Origin of the sequence: Streptomyces sp. NPDC087420 (assembly GCF_044744165.1) — a bacterium.
Lineage (GTDB): Bacteria > Actinomycetota > Actinomycetes > Streptomycetales > Streptomycetaceae > Streptomyces.
Genome location: NZ_JBIUXU010000022.1, coordinates 36947 through 51396 on the forward strand (window position 1 = coordinate 36947; position 14450 = coordinate 51396).

At 70.7% G+C, this 14450-nt stretch carries 13 protein-coding genes, 1 pseudogene and 1 riboswitch; of the genes and pseudogenes, 6 read left to right on the forward strand and 8 right to left on the reverse strand.

The features are described 5' to 3' along the window. Positions 1–16 precede the first annotated feature (16 nt). From ACIO1C_RS33975 to ACIO1C_RS33985, 3 genes are all read right to left on the reverse strand, one after another. The gene (locus ACIO1C_RS33975) at positions 17–1429 is read right to left on the reverse strand and encodes a trehalose-6-phosphate synthase (protein WP_401871175.1); all 1413 of its coding nucleotides are present in this window, start codon (positions 1427–1429) and stop codon (positions 17–19) included. 67 nt (positions 1430–1496) lie between these two features. Beyond that, positions 1497–1646: a hypothetical protein gene (locus ACIO1C_RS33980; RefSeq protein WP_401871178.1), complete on the reverse strand. Its 150-nt coding sequence runs from the start codon at positions 1644–1646 to the stop codon at positions 1497–1499. 38 nt (positions 1647–1684) lie between these two features. Continuing rightward, positions 1685–2665 (reverse strand): glucosyl-3-phosphoglycerate synthase, encoded by a 981-nt coding sequence (locus ACIO1C_RS33985; RefSeq protein WP_401871180.1) that lies wholly within the window; start codon positions 2663–2665, stop codon positions 1685–1687. 166 nt (positions 2666–2831) lie between these two features. After that, a riboswitch (SAM riboswitch) is annotated at positions 2832–2959 on the forward strand. A 15-nt stretch (positions 2960–2974) separates the two neighbouring features. Here ACIO1C_RS33985 and thrC point away from each other — a divergent pair. From thrC to groL, 4 genes are all read left to right on the forward strand, one after another. After that, positions 2975–4270 (forward strand): threonine synthase, encoded by a 1296-nt coding sequence (gene thrC / locus ACIO1C_RS33990; protein ID WP_401871183.1) that lies wholly within the window; start codon positions 2975–2977, stop codon positions 4268–4270. 78 nt (positions 4271–4348) lie between these two features. Next, positions 4349–4627 carry a MoaD/ThiS family protein gene (locus ACIO1C_RS33995; RefSeq protein ID WP_401871186.1) on the forward strand — a complete coding sequence of 93 codons (279 nt, stop codon included), beginning with the start codon at positions 4349–4351 and terminating at the stop codon, positions 4625–4627. A gap of 363 nt (positions 4628–4990) precedes the next feature. Further along, the gene (locus ACIO1C_RS34000; protein ID WP_005315736.1) at positions 4991–5194 is read left to right on the forward strand and encodes a cold-shock protein; all 204 of its coding nucleotides are present in this window, start codon (positions 4991–4993) and stop codon (positions 5192–5194) included. Between the two features lie 309 nt (positions 5195–5503). After that, positions 5504–7129 (forward strand): chaperonin GroEL, encoded by a 1626-nt coding sequence (groL, locus tag ACIO1C_RS34005; protein WP_401871189.1) that lies wholly within the window; start codon positions 5504–5506, stop codon positions 7127–7129. 110 nt (positions 7130–7239) lie between these two features. Here the strand turns inward: groL and ACIO1C_RS34010 are convergent, their stop codons facing one another. The 4 genes from ACIO1C_RS34010 to ACIO1C_RS34025 all read right to left on the reverse strand — a co-directional run bounded on the left by ACIO1C_RS34010 (position 7240) and on the right by ACIO1C_RS34025 (position 12641). Then, the gene (locus tag ACIO1C_RS34010; RefSeq protein WP_401871192.1) at positions 7240–7827 is read right to left on the reverse strand and encodes a Uma2 family endonuclease; all 588 of its coding nucleotides are present in this window, start codon (positions 7825–7827) and stop codon (positions 7240–7242) included. Positions 7828–7863: 36 nt separating this feature from the next. Then, positions 7864–10557, reverse strand: a complete 2694-nt coding sequence (locus ACIO1C_RS34015; RefSeq protein WP_401871195.1) for a SpoIIE family protein phosphatase — start codon at positions 10555–10557, stop codon at positions 7864–7866. 96 nt (positions 10558–10653) lie between these two features. Further along, on the reverse strand, positions 10654–11643 hold the full coding sequence (murQ, locus tag ACIO1C_RS34020) for an N-acetylmuramic acid 6-phosphate etherase (protein WP_401871198.1): 990 nt from the start codon (positions 11641–11643) through the stop codon (positions 10654–10656). 65 nt (positions 11644–11708) lie between these two features. After that, positions 11709–12641, reverse strand: a complete 933-nt coding sequence (locus ACIO1C_RS34025) for a MurR/RpiR family transcriptional regulator (RefSeq protein ID WP_401871200.1) — start codon at positions 12639–12641, stop codon at positions 11709–11711. Between the two features lie 59 nt (positions 12642–12700). On the opposite strand from ACIO1C_RS34025, the pseudogene ACIO1C_RS34030 reads away from it, so the two are divergent. Both ACIO1C_RS34030 and ACIO1C_RS34035 read left to right on the forward strand, forming a co-directional pair. Continuing rightward, positions 12701–13060 (forward strand): annotated as a pseudogene (locus tag ACIO1C_RS34030) (hypothetical protein); the annotation flags it as partial. Positions 13061–13236: 176 nt separating this feature from the next. Beyond that, positions 13237–13500, forward strand: a complete 264-nt coding sequence (locus ACIO1C_RS34035; protein ID WP_401871203.1) for a DUF4031 domain-containing protein — start codon at positions 13237–13239, stop codon at positions 13498–13500. A 527-nt stretch (positions 13501–14027) separates the two neighbouring features. Here the strand turns inward: ACIO1C_RS34035 and ACIO1C_RS34040 are convergent. After that, complete coding sequence (locus ACIO1C_RS34040; protein ID WP_401871206.1) at positions 14028–14414, reverse strand: hypothetical protein; 387 nt, start codon at positions 14412–14414, stop codon at positions 14028–14030. Positions 14415–14450 lie beyond the last annotated feature (36 nt).

Consider the following 14450-nt stretch of genomic DNA (forward strand, 5'->3'; position numbering starts at 1 on the left):
GCCCGACACCGCGCCATCAGGCGCGCAGCGCCTCCAGTTGGTCCAGGAACCACTGGGACGGCGGGAGGGCCGTGGCCGCCGCCGCCAGGCGTTTGGTGCGTTCCGCGCGTTCGTCCTGGGGCATCGTCAGGGCCTCGTGGAGGGCTGTCGCCGTCGCCGTGACGTCGTACGGGTTCACCACCAGCGCGTCCTCGCCCAGCTCTTCGTACGCGCCCGCCTCGCGGGACAGGACCAGGACGCAGCCGTTCTCGGAGACCACCGGGATCTCCTTCGCGACCAGGTTCATGCCGTCGCGGATCGGGTTGACCAGGGCCACGTCCGCCAGGCGGTACGCGGCCAGGGAGCGGGCGAAGTCGTCCTTGACGTGGAGGACGACCGGGAGCCAGCCGTACGTGCCGAAGTCCAGGTTGATCGCGTCCGCCACGCGCTGGACCTCGGCCGTGTAGTCGCGGTAGACCGACAGGTCCTGGCGGGAGGGGTAGGCGAAGGCCACGTGGACCACCCGTTCGCGCCACTCCGGGTGGTCGGTCAGCAGCTGCCGGTACGCCAACAGGCCGCGGACGATGTTCTTGGACAGTTCCGTACGGTCCACCCGGACGATCGTCCGCCGGTCCGTCCCGCCGATCTCCTCGCGCAACGACGCGATGCGCTCGTCCACGTCGGGGCGGTGCGCCCGTTCGCGCAGGAAGTCCGCGTCCGCGCCCAGGCCGTGCACGCCGATGCGGGTGTTGCCGGTGCCGCCCAGCAGCTCCGTACAGCAGGCCGTGAAGGCGTCCGCCCAGCGGTGCGTGAGGAACGCCGCGCGGTCCGCGCCCAGGATGCCCCGGAGCAGCTGGCGCGCGATGTCGTCGGGGAGCAGCCGGAAGTAGTCGACCGGCGCCCAGGGGGTGTGCGAGAAGTGGCCGATCCGCAGGTCGGGACGGAGGGCCCGGAGCATGCCGGGCACCAGCGCCAGGTGGTAGTCCTGGACGAGGACGGAGGCGCCGTCGCCCGCCTCGTCCGCCAGCGCCTCGGCGAACGCGCGGTTGTACGCCTCGTACGACGCCCACTGGGCGCGGAACTCCGCGCCGAAGGACGGCTCCAGCGGGGTCTGGTAGAGCAGGTGGTGGACGAACCAGAGCGTGGAGTTGGCCACCCCGTTGTACGCGTCCGCGTAGACGTCGGGGGCGATGCCCAGCATCCGTACGCGCTGCCCGCCCGTGTCCTCCGGGTCCAGCCGGCCGCCCGTACGCCGGACCGCCTCGCGGTCGCCGTCGCCGAGCGCCGCGCACACCCACACCGCGTCCGTGTCGGGGCCGATGGCCGAGAGGCCGGACACCAGCCCGCCGCCGCCGCGCCGGGCCTCCAGCGCTCCGTCGTCGCGGAGCGTGTACGAGACGGGGCCGCGGTTGGACGCGACGAGGACCTGGGCGGCCTGCTCGGAAACCATGTGCCGAAATCTAGCCCGTACGGGAAACGCTCAAACGTACGGAGGTGGTCCGGGCGTGGTGCGTGGCTCAGTCGCCCCCGCGTCCCCTCGCCGCCGCCAGCGCCACCACTCCCGCCCCCGTCAGCGCGACCGCCACCCCGCCCAGCAGCCACAGCCGCTCGGCGGTGACGCCGTCGGCCGCCGCCGCGAGGAACCACAAGCTCAGGGGAGTGTTCATAAGTGTGCAATATAGGCAAATGAGATCATCGCGGGGTGTTACGCCGCGCGGCCGGCCGTGTACTCCGCGATCTCCCGCATCGGCGGCCGCTCCTCCGTGTCCACGTCGTACGTGCGCGGTTCAAAGCCGCGCTCGCCCCGCTCGAACTGCGTCAGCTCGGGCCGTACGAGGTGCGCCCCCAGTTGTGACCCCAGGTACGACCGCGACAGGCGCAGCTGCGCCGTACGGTAGATCGCCGCCGCCATCCGCCCCAGCGCCCGGTCGTCCTGGTGCCGGTGCAGGCGCGTGCCCACGTCGACCTGGCCCAGCGCGTCGAGCCCCACGCTGTGCAGCGCGTCCACGAGCAGCCCCAGCTCCACGCCGTACCCGACGGGGAACGGCAGCCGCTCCAGCAGGGTCCGCCGGGCCGCGTACTCTCCGCCGAGCGGCTGGACGAACCCCGCCAGGCGCGGCCAGTGCAGATTCAGCAGCGGCCGGGCCACCAGCTCCGTCACCCGTCCGCCCTGGCCCGGGGAAGCGCCCCCACCCGTACCCAGCGGCCTGTCGTACATCGCCTTCACCAGCTGTACGTCAGGCTCCGTCAGCAGCGGCCCCACGATCCCCGTCACGAAGTCCGCCGAGAACTCCCGCAGATCCGCGTCCACGAAGCACACCACGTCCCCGCCCGTCACCAGCAGCGACCGCCACAGCACCTCGCCCTTGCCGGGCAGCGCCGGCAGCCGCGGCAGGATGTCGTCCCGGCGCACCACCCGCGCGCCCGCCTCCGCCGCGACCTTCGCCGTGGCGTCGGACGAACCGGAGTCGATCACCACCAGCTCGTCGACCAGCGGCACCTTCTCCATCAGCTCACGCCGGATCACCGTCACGATCCCGCCGACCGTTTCCTCCTCGTCCAGCGCGGGCAGCACCACGCTGACGGTGGTGCCACGCGCGGCCTTCGCCGCCAGGAGCCGGTCGAGCGGACGGTCGGCCACGGACCAGGAACGCCTGGTCAGCCAGCGTTCCACCTCTTCCAGCACGGTCGGTTCTCCCTGAAAGTGATCCATCTCGCGGTGCGGACCACTATCTCCAGGGTCCGCTCCTTCGGTTACAGTCTTGAACAACACGAATGACCACCGCATGTCGGGGGTCATCCGGTGGACAAACGCTCGGATCGCGGGACCGACCCCGGATCCGATGCCATACCGCTCATCCAGAGGGGCAGAGGGAACGGCCCGTTGAAGCCCCGGCAACCCTCCCGCCGACCGCGAGGTCATGGTGGGGAAGGTGCCAATTCCGTCTTGCGGCGAAGTACGTCGTGAGGAAGATGAGGAAAGGGCCTCGCCTCCATGTCTGTGCAGACCGTCCCCACGCCCGGTGTCACCCCCGGTGCCGTCGATCTCGGACCCGCCGCCGCCCTCTCGTGCCGCGAATGCGGCGAGCGCTTCGACCTCGGCCCGATCTTCGCCTGCGCGTCCTGTTTCGGGCCGCTCGAAGTGGCGTACGACCTGCCGAGCGGCACCCCCGAAGAGCTGAAGAAGCGCATCGCCGAGGGTCCCGACAACATCTGGCGCTACGCGCCGCTGCTGCCCGTCCCCGCCGACGTGGCGACCAAGCCCAACATCAACCCCGGCTTCACCAAGCTCGTCAAGGCCGACAACCTCGCCCGTGAACTCGGCGTCACCGGCGGCCTGTACGTGAAGGACGACTCCGGCAACCCGACGCACTCCTTCAAGGACCGCGTCGTCGCCATCGCCGTCGAGGCCGCCCGCGCCTTCGGCTTCACCACGCTCTCCTGCTCCTCCACCGGCAACTTGGCCGGCGCCGTCGGCGCCGCCGCCGCCCGCGCCGGCTTCCGCTCCTGCGTCTTCATCCCGAGCGACCTGGAGCAGGGCAAGGTCGTCATGGCCGCGGTGTACGGCGGTGAACTCGTCGGCATCGAGGGCAACTACGACGACGTCAACCGCTTCTGCTCCGAACTCATCGGCGACCCGCTCGGCGAGGGCTGGGGCTTCGTGAACGTCAACCTCCGCCCGTACTACGGCGAGGGCTCCAAGACGCTCGCGTACGAGATCTGCGAACAGCTCGGCTGGCAGCTGCCCGACCAGCTCGTCATCCCCATCGCCTCGGGGTCGCAGCTCACGAAGATCGACAAGGGTCTCCAGGAGCTCATCAAGCTGGGCCTCGTGGAGGACAAGCCGTACAAGATCTTCGGCGCCCAGGCCGAGGGCTGCTCCCCGGTCTCCGCCGCCTTCAAGGCGGGCCACGACGTCGTACGGCCCCAGAAGCCGAACACCATCGCCAAGTCCCTGGCGATCGGCAACCCGGCCGACGGCCCGTACGTCCTCGACATCGCCCGCCGCACCGGCGGCGCCGTGGACGACGTGAACGACGAGCAGATCGTGGACGCGATCAAGCTGCTGGCCCGCACCGAGGGGATCTTCGCGGAGACCGCGGGCGGGGTGACCGTCGGCGTGACGAAGAAGCTCATCGACGCCGGCCTGCTCGACCCGACGCTGACGACGGTCGTGCTCAACACGGGCGACGGTCTCAAGACGCTGGACGCCGTGGCCCCGACCACAGGACCCACCGCCACGATCCGCCCGAGCCTCGACGCGTTCCGCGCCGCCGGCCTGGCCCACTGAGCCACCGCTCGCACTGGGCCGCCGCGCGCCGCGTCCCGTCCCCGCGTCCCGCCCATCACTGAAGGAAGGCACCCCACCATGAGCGTCAAGGTCCGCATCCCCACCATCCTCCGTACGTACACCGGTGGCCAGGCCGAGGTTCCGGCGGAGGGCGAGACCCTCTCCGAGGTCATCCAGTCGCTGGAGGCCAACCACCCCGGCATCGCCGCGCGCGTCCTGGACGACGAGGGCAAGCTGCGCCGCTTCGTCAACGTGTACGTGAACGACGACGACGTCCGGTTCGAACAGGGCCTCCAGACGGTGACCCCCGCGGGCGCCGGCATCTCGATCATCCCGGCGGTCGCCGGCGGCTGCTGACGCCTGATCACGGGGACGCCCGACGGGTGTCCTCGGCCCCTCCGTACAAGAAGTGGCCCCCTCCGCACAGGAAGCGGAGGGGGCCATTCTTTATGGTTGAGCGCGGTAGAGTTGGGAACACCCCCTCGCGGCCGGTGCCGAGCGCATACGAGAACGCGACAACCTGGGGTCAAACTCTCGGTGACTTTTGCGGGCACATGTGTGTTTTGCCCGGCCCGACTTGCCCCGGAACGCAGTCAATCCGTCGCTATGTGTGTTCGGTCGTGCCCAGATTTCTCGTCCGATTGACCTGTTGCAGAGGGCAGTTGGGCAGATACATTCAGCCGCGGTCGAAGCGTTCCGGCAGTAATAGGGGAGTAAGGCATGGCTCAGGGCACCGTCAAATGGTTCAACGCGGAGAAGGGCTACGGCTTCATCGCGGTCGACGGTGGTGCGGATGTTTTCGTCCACTACAGCGCGATCCAGATGGACGGCTACCGCACCCTTGAAGAAGGTCAGCGAGTTGAGTTCGAGATCTCGCAGGGCCAGAAGGGTCCGCAGGCGGACATGGTCAAGCTCGCCGTCTGATCCCGGCGCGATCGGCCACCGACGCACTCACGCCGAGGGGCCCGTATCCCATACAGGGATACGGGCCCCTCGTGCGTGTACGGGACCCTCGCGCGGGGGTGCCGGGCCGGGGGAGGAGCTTGCACTCTCGGGGGTCGAGTGCTAATCATTGGCGTTAGCACTCTGCAAGTGAGAGTGACAACTTATGGACCGGGTCAGTGAGGCCCGGAGGGACCGGTGGAGCAAGGAACCGCCGGGCTCTCAGGCCGTCCGTCGCGGGCGCGGGCGCGGTCCGGAGCAATCCACCCCAGTCCGGGAGGACCACTTCACATGGCCAAGATCATCGCGTTCGACGAGGAGGCACGGCGCGGTCTCGAGCGCGGGATGAACCAGCTCGCCGACGCCGTCAAGGTCACCCTTGGTCCCAAGGGTCGCAACGTCGTCCTCGAGAAGAAGTGGGGCGCCCCCACGATCACCAACGATGGTGTTTCCATCGCCAAGGAGATCGAGCTCGAGGACCCGTACGAAAAGATCGGCGCAGAGCTGGTCAAGGAAGTCGCCAAGAAGACGGACGACGTCGCCGGTGACGGTACGACCACCGCGACCGTCCTCGCCCAGGCACTCGTCCGCGAGGGCCTGCGCAACGTGGCGGCCGGCGCCAACCCGATGGCCCTCAAGCGCGGGATCGAGAAGGCCGTCGAGGCCGTCTCCGGTGCCCTGCTGGAGCAGGCCAAGGACGTGGAGACCAAGGAGCAGATCGCTTCGACGGCCTCCATCTCCGCCGCCGACACCCAGATCGGCGAGCTCATCGCCGAGGCGATGGACAAGGTCGGCAAGGAAGGCGTCATCACCGTCGAGGAGTCGCAGACCTTCGGTCTGGAGCTTGAGCTCACCGAGGGCATGCGCTTCGACAAGGGCTACATCTCGGCGTACTTCGCCACCGACATGGAGCGCATGGAGTCGTCCCTGGACGACCCGTACATCCTGATCGTCAACTCCAAGATCGGCAACGTGAAGGACCTCCTTCCGCTGCTGGAGAAGGTCATGCAGTCGGGCAAGCCCCTGCTGATCATCGCGGAGGACGTCGAGGGCGAGGCGCTGTCGACCCTGGTCGTCAACAAGATCCGTGGCACCTTCAAGTCCGTCGCCGTCAAGGCCCCGGGCTTCGGTGACCGCCGCAAGGCGATGCTGAACGACATCGCCATCCTCACGGGCGGCACGGTCATCTCCGAAGAGGTCGGCCTCAAGCTGGAGAACGCCGGTCTCGACCTGCTGGGCCGCGCCCGCAAGGTCGTCATCACCAAGGACGAGACCACCATCGTCGACGGTTCTGGCGAGAGCGACCAGGTCGCCGGCCGCGTGAACCAGATCCGCGCCGAGATCGAGAACAGCGACTCGGACTACGACCGCGAGAAGCTCCAGGAGCGCCTCGCGAAGCTGGCCGGCGGCGTGGCTGTCATCAAGGCCGGCGCCGCGACCGAGGTCGAGCTCAAGGAGCGCAAGCACCGCATCGAGGACGCGGTGCGCAACGCCAAGGCCGCCGTCGAGGAGGGCATCGTCGCCGGTGGTGGCGTGGCTCTGCTCCAGGCTTCCTCGGTGTTCGAGAAGCTCGAGCTCGAAGGTGACGAGGCCACGGGCGCGAACATCGTCAAGCTCGCGCTGGAGGCTCCGCTCAAGCAGATCGCCGTCAACGGTGGTCTCGAAGGCGGCGTCATCGTCGAGAAGGTCCGCAACCTGCCGATCGGTCACGGCCTCAACGCCGCGACCGGCGAGTACGTGGACATGATCGCCGAGGGCATCATCGACCCCGCGAAGGTCACCCGTTCCGCGCTTCAGAACGCGGCCTCCATCGCGGCGCTGTTCCTCACCACCGAGGCCGTCATCGCCGACAAGCCTGAGAAGGCCGGCGCGGGCGGCGCCCCGGGCGGCATGCCGGGCGGCGACATGGACTTCTGAGCCCGCTGCCGTACGGCCGTACGGCACCTGCTCGGAGCGTTCCTGAACCGAGGGCGGTACCCCTTCCGGGGGGTGCCGCCCTCGGGCGTTTCCGGAGCGGGGGTCCGGTATCAGCGGGTGTAGTCCTTGAGCTTTTCCGTCTCCAGGGTGATGGCGACCGGGTCGGGCACCTTCACGGTGGCGCCGTACGGAAAGGACGTGCGGGTCTGGTACTCGCCGTCGCGGGGGTCGGTGTAGACCACGACCTTCTCCGCGTTCCGGTCGATCAGGAGGTAGACGGGGATTTCGGCCCCCGCGTAGCCGTCCCGCTTGTGGATGTGGTCGCGCAGGCCGGTGTCGTAGTCGTGCGAGGTGACCTCGACCGTCATGAGGACGCCGTCGGGATCGGCCCACTCGCCTTCCTGCCGCACGAAATGGTCGAGCGGTGCGAGCGCCCCGTCCGCCCGGGCGCGGCCCGTGCGGTAGCTCTCCACCTTCAGGCCCTGCTCCGGATACAGACGCAGGTCGGGACGCTGTTGGAGACAACGCTCCAGCAGCCACATGACGATGGCCCCGTGGAGCTGGTCCGGCAACGGCTTGACCACGAGTTTTCCGTCGATGAATTGGAGCGTGACGCTCTCCGGGGCCTTGCGGGCGAGTTCTTCGAAGTCGTCGATGGCCATCTGCGGCCGTGCCTCGGTGCCGGGGCTGGGGGTCATGGCGTCGCCTCCTCGCCTCCATGATGCCCCGGTCCGCTACGGCCCGGTCGCGCCCAGCGGGAGTTCCAGTTCCGCCCAGACGATCTTGCCGCCGGGGGCCGTGCGGGTGCCCCAGCGGTGGGAGAGTTTGGCTACCAGGAAGAGGCCCCAGCCCTTTTCGTCCTCGGCGCGGGCGTGGCGCAGGCGGGGGGAGCGGTCGTCGGAGTCGAAGACCTCGCAGACCAGGGCGCCGTGGCGGATCAGGCGGAGGCGGATGGGGCCGGCGCCGTACCGGATGGCGTTGGTGACCAGCTCGCTGACGATGAGTTCCACGGTGGCGGCCAGCTGGTCGAGCCCCCACGAGGAGAGCTTGGCGACGGCCAGGGCGCGGGCGTTCGCGACCAGGGCGGGGTCGGTGGGCAGCACCCAGGTGACCACGTGGTCCGGGGGCAGTGAGCGGGTACGTGCCAGCAGCAGCGCCACGTCGTCCTGGGACGCGGCCGTCGACACCATCGTGTCGACCACCTCCGCGCAGACCTCCTCCAGCGGGCTGCCCGTCCCGCCGCAACTGGCCAGCGCCTCGCCCAGCCGCCCCAGCCCGACGTCGATGTCCGCCTCGCGGGTCTCGACCAGGCCGTCGGTGTAGAGGGCGATGACACTTCCCTCGGGCAGTTCCATCTCGACCGACTGGAAGGACAGCAGCCCGAGGCCGATCGGTGACCCGGCGGGCAGCTCGGGGAAGGTGACGGTGCCGTCCGGGAAGACGATCGCGGGGGGCGGATGGCCGGCGCGCGCCATGGTGCACCGCCGCGTGACGGGGTCGTACACCGCGTACACGCAGGTCGCCCCCATCACCGGCGTGCTGTAGTTCTCGGCGTCGGGCTCCGCGTCCTCCTCGGTGAGGCGTACGACCAGGTCGTCGAGGTGGGCGAGCAGTTCGTCCGGCGGCAGGTCCATGTCCGCCAGGGTGTGTACGGCCGTGTGGAGCTGCCCCATCGTCGCCGCCGCGTTGATGCCGTGGCCGACGACGTCGCCCACCACCAGGGCCACCCGGCCGCCGGACAGCGGGATCACGTCGAACCAGTCGCCCCCGACCCCGTCGTGCAGATCCGCCGGGAGGTACCGCGCGGCGACGTCCACCGCGTGGCCGCCCGACAGGTGGCGGGGGAGCAGGTTGCGCTGGAGGGCGAGGGACGCCGTGCGCTCGCGGGTGTAGCGCAGGGCGTTGTCCAGGCTCAGGGACGCCCGCGCGGCGAGCTCCTCGGCCAGCAGGAGGTCGTCCCTGCTGAATGGGGCCTTGGTGTCGTTACGGGTGAAGACGGCGACGCCGAGGATCGTGCCGCGGGCCCGCAGCGGGACCACGATCATGGAGTGGACGCCGGTCTCCCGGATGACCCTGCGCCGGCCGGGGTCGTTGTCGAGCCAGGTGCCCGGACCCGTCTTGATGACCGGCTCGAACTGCGACTTCCCCGTGGTCATGGCGGACGTGAAGGGCGAGACCCTGGGGACGTACACGGCCTCCCCGATCGCCCACAGGGACTCGGGGGTGCCCTCGTGGATGGACGCGACCCCGCCGCGCCGGAAGACCGGGATCGTGCCGTCCCCGGACTCCAGCCGTTCGAGGGGCTCCCCGCCGAGCGGCAGGGTCTCGGCGAGATCGACGGTGGTGTAGTCGGCGAGGAGCGGTACGGCGACGTCGGCCAGCTCCTGGGCTGTGTGCATGACGTCGAGCGTCGTGCCGATCCGCGTACCCGCCTCGCTGAGGACGGAGAGCCGCTCGCGCGCCCAACTGCTCGTGATGTCGACCGCGATGGAACACACCCCCAGCGGCCTGCCGTCCATCCCGTCGAGCCGGAAGAACGAGGACGAGAAGACCCGCTCCTCGTGCAGGTCCTGGGCGATCCAGCGGAACTCGTGGTCGATCACGGGGGTGCCGGTCCTGAGGACCTGGAGCATCGCCGCCTCGACCGCGTCCGTGTCGAATCCCGGCAGCGACTCGGTCACCCGCAGGCCCAGGCGCTCGTGGCGCAGGGCGCCGCTCTGGCGTTCGACCGTGCTGTTGAGCCAGACGCAGCGCAGGTCGGCGTCCCAGATGGACAGCCCGATGGGGGCGCCCTCCAGGAGCGACCTGACCACCACACCGTTCATCGTCGGCCGTGCGGAGGACTCGGAGAGCGGGGCCGCCGAGAGGAACCAGTCGGTACGGCCGTCGGGGCCGGCCAGCGGGGAGGCCTGGAGGGTGACGTGGACGCCGTGCCCCTCCTGGTGGCGCAGCTCGACCAGCTCCGACCAGGGTTCGCCGGCCCGGACGCGGGCGGGCCAGGCGGGGACGAGGGGGGAGGCGGTGGGGGTGCCGGCGGTGGGGGCGTCCGCGCCCGGGCCGGCGGCTACGGGGCCGGTGGCTCCGGAGGTGCTGGCTTCGGAGGTGGTGGCTCCGGGGGAGTGGCCGTGGGGGGAGTGGCCGCCGGGGGAGTGGAGCAGATGGGTGGCGGAACGGTCCACCACGTCGGCCGCCCGGTACCCGAGCAGCTCCTCCGCGGTCCTGGTCCAGCCGATGACGGTCCCCCGCGCGTCGATCACGGCCACGGCCGCGCCGGCCATGTCGAGGGCGGTCTGTGCGGGGCCGACCTGGAGGGGGTCTGCCTGTGCGGGGCCTGCCTGCGTGGGGTCGTCCTGCGGGGGGCCGGACGCCACCGGGCGGCTGTCGGCACCGGGCATCTCTGCTCCGGCATCGCCCTCGGCATCGACCATCAGTGAGATCCCATCCGCACGCACATGTCCCTTATCGCATGGTTTCATACTTCCCCATGCGGGGGCGGGCGTCAGGGGCAGACGCCGGGGCGGGCGTCAGGTGGCGCGGGCCGCCTTCAGGGCCGCGCGCAGATGGCCCCCGGACTCCGCGAGGAGCGACGCGGCGCGGGTGGCGTCCACCTCGCCGAGGATGGTGAGGATGGCGGGCTTCACCTCACCGTCGGTGGCGGCGAGCGCCGTCTCGATCTCCGGGTCGGAGGCGCCGGTGGCCAGCGAGACGATCCGCCGCGAGCGAGCCCGCAGCTTCTCGTTCGAGGCGCGGACGTCGACCATCAGGTTCCCGTACGTCTTGCCGAGCCGGATCATCGTGATCGTGGAGATCATGTTGAGGACGAGCTTCTGCGCCGTACCGGCCTTGAGGCGGGTCGATCCCGTGAGCAGTTCGGGGCCGACGACCACCTCGATGCCGTGTTCGGCGGCGGACGCCAGCGCGCTGTCCGCGTTGCACGACAGGCCGATGGTGAGGGCGCCGAGACCGCGCGCGTACTCGACCGCTCCGACGGCGTACGGGGTCCGGCCCGACGCGGAGACGCCCACCACCGTGTCGTCCGCGGTGAGCTTGAGCGCGGTCAGGTCGGCGGCGGCCAGCTCCTTGGAGTCCTCCGCGCCTTCGACGGACGTCACCATCGCGCCGGGCCCGCCCGCGATCAGTCCGACGACCTGCTCCGGGGCGGTGTTGAACGTGGGAGGGCACTCGCTGGCGTCCAGGACACCCAGCCGTCCCGCCGTGCCCGCGCCCGCGTAGACCAGCCGGCCGCCGCGCGCGGCCCGCTCGGCCACCGCGTCCACCGCGGCGGCGATGAGGGGCAGTTGGGTGGCGACGGCGTCGGGGACGGTGCTGTCCTCGCGGTTCATGATCCGGGCGATGTCGAGCGTGGGCAGCTGGTCGATCTCGGCCAGCTCGGGGCGGAACGCCTCGGTGGTGAGGGCGTCGAGCTGCGCGCGGAGCTCGCCGTACGTGCCGTACGTGCCGTGTGTGCCGTGCGTGCCGGGGGTCGAGCCGTATGTGCCAGGGGTCGAGGTCATGAAGAAGCGGCTTTCTTCTGCGGGTGGGGGCGAGGGGGTGGGGCCGGGGGGCTTCCCCGCACCGGTCAGCGTGCGGTGCGCGGGCTGTGGCGGTGCGCGAGGGCTTCGTACGACGCGGACAGCGCGGGGGCCGCCGTTTCGTACGTACGCTGCGCCACGCCTATGAACAGGCAGTCGACAACGAGCAGCTGGCTCGTACGGCTGGACATCGCCGCCGGGCGCAGCTCGCTCTCGCGGGCCGTGGAGGTGGTGAGGACGTGGTCGGCGTACTGCGAGACGGGGCCGTCCGGGCGCCCCGTGATCGCGACCGTCGTCGCGCCGCGGTCGAAGGCGACCCGCAGCGGTTCGATCGCGTCCCAGGTGGAGCCCGAGTGGGTGATCGCGATCGCCACGTCGCCGGCGCGGAGCTGGACCGCGTGGGTGACGGCGAGGTGCGGATCGCTGTGCGCCTGGGCGATCAGTCCGATACGGGACAGCTTCTGGGCGAGGTCCATGCCGACGAGCGCGGAGGCGCCGATGCCGTAGATGTCGATCCGGCGGGCGGCTGCCGCCGCGGTGACGACGGCCCCGAGCTGGACGGTGTCGAGGGCGGCGGCGGTGTCCGCGAGGGTCTGCTGTTCGTCGTACGCGAGCTTGGCGACGACGTCCGCGATGGGATCGTCCACGGCTATGTCGGCGGTGACGGCGGGCGCCCGGCCCGACTGCTGCTGGGCGGCGAGGCCGGCGAGCGCGAGGCGCAGGTCGCGGTAGCCGGGGTAGCCGAGGAGACGGGCGGTGCGGACGACGGTCGCCTCGCTGGTGCCGGTCAGCTCCGCGAGACCGGTGACGGTCAGCGCCGCGCAGCCGGCCGGGTCGCCCGCCACGGCCTCGGCGACGAGCTGCATGGACCGGGTCATGGAGGGCGCGAGGGTCCGTACCTTGGCGGCGAGGGCCGCGGGTGCGGGCGGGGCGTTCGTTTGTGTGGCCGCGCTGAAACTTTCCTTCACGTCCTGGGTCATGGCTGAAAGATATTTTCGGACACGGTCGGTGGTCAAGCCCGTGGAGGGACAATATGGGGATGGACGAAGTGAACAACGACAACGCGTTGGAGCAGGCGCTGCACGGCGCCAGGGCCCTGGTCCTGGCCGACCTCGTCGCGTCCGGTGTCGCGGAGGCCGAGATCGTGTCACTGGTGGAGGACGCGGTGTCGCACCGCCGCTGGTGGGTCGAGCAGTGGCCGGAGGGCGTGGGGTTCGTGGCCGGGCTGGTGGCGCAGGACGTCCAGGACGCCCTGCTGGAACGTTACGGCCGCTGGCCGCTCTGCCCGGTCTGCGCGACGGTCGAGCCGCACGCTCTGGAGGTGGAGCCTGAGCTGGGGGCGGATCCGCACTGGGTGTGCGCGAAGGAGGCGGTGGTGGTGGGGCCGGTGGGTGGCTTGCCTGGCGGGACGCGGGGGGCTTCGCCTGGCGGATCGCCCGGGGGGCCTTTCGGGGGGCGCTTGGGCGGCGGCCTCGAGGAGCCGTTCGATGAGCCGTTCGGCGGTGCGGCGGATGGGCCTTTCGGTGGCCCCGCGGATGGGCCTTTCGACGGCCCCGCCGACGGGAGGGACGCCCCGTGACCGTCTACATCGACCCGCCCACCTGGCCCGGCCACGGGCGGATGTGGTCGCACCTGGTCAGCGATGTGTCGTTCGAGGAACTGCACGCGTTCGCCGCGTCGATCGGCTGTCCGGCGCGCGCGTTCGAACGGGACCACTACGATGTGCCCGAGAACCGCTACGAGGACGCGGTGGGCGCGGGTGCGGTGCGGGTCGGTTCGAAGGAGCTGGTACGGCGGATCACTGAGGCGGGCCTCAGACGTCCTAAGGGGCGGTCTTAGGCCGGTGGGCCGCGCGTTCTCGGTGACCGGGTTGCGGTTCGTGTTGTCCTCAATCGCCGGACGGGCGTTCTGGGGCCGGTGGGCCACGCGTCTGGGTGACCGCGTTGCGGTTACGGTTGTCCTCAATCGCCGGACGGACTTGAGGGTGCCCGCTGCGGCCCGGTGGCCTGGGTGCGGGTTGTTGCCGGGGGCCGGGCAGGGGCCATGTCCTGCACTGCATGTTTTACGTCGCGTTCAGCCAGTCCTATTGGTCAACGATCGCCACGCGACACAAAACACGCTCTACGTTCCGGACACGACCCCTGCCCGTCCCCCTTCCAGGCCCGCGTTACTACCCGGCCCGCTCCGGGGCGGGCGGGGTCGTTCACTTCCCGTCCGGCGTGAGGGGGGTGGGGTCGGAGGAGGTGCGTGTGTCCGGACGTAAAGCGTGTTTTGTGTCGCATGGCGACCGTTGCTAATTGGACCGGTTGAACGCGACGTAAAACATGCAGTCCGGACATACGTACCTCCGGAGGCCCCGCCCCCCGTCACCACGACAAACCAAGCCCGTCCGGCGATTGAGGACAAGCAGTAACCCGCACGGACGTCCGACGCTTCCGGCGTCCAGCGGCCCGCATACGCCACCAGCCGGTCGACCACCGCTCCAGGCGGCGGCATCGCGGCGAGCGGCGCCACCCCGCGAAGCGCGCCGCGTCGCCGTTCGTGCCGAGCGTCACCACCACGTTGACCCGTTCGCCGTGCAGCGCCCGGATCATCGTCTTCAGGACGCCCGGCAGGTTGCCGTGGCCGGTGCCGAGGGTGACGTACACGGGCGTGACGTGGTCGGGGCGGAGGGGCCAGCGCTCGGTGAACTCCCACTCGCCCCCGCCACGCTCGCCGTCCGGCCCCCGGCGTCCCGCAACGACCTCCTCCACCGCACGCCGACGCGCTCGGCGGGGCCCGCGACCACC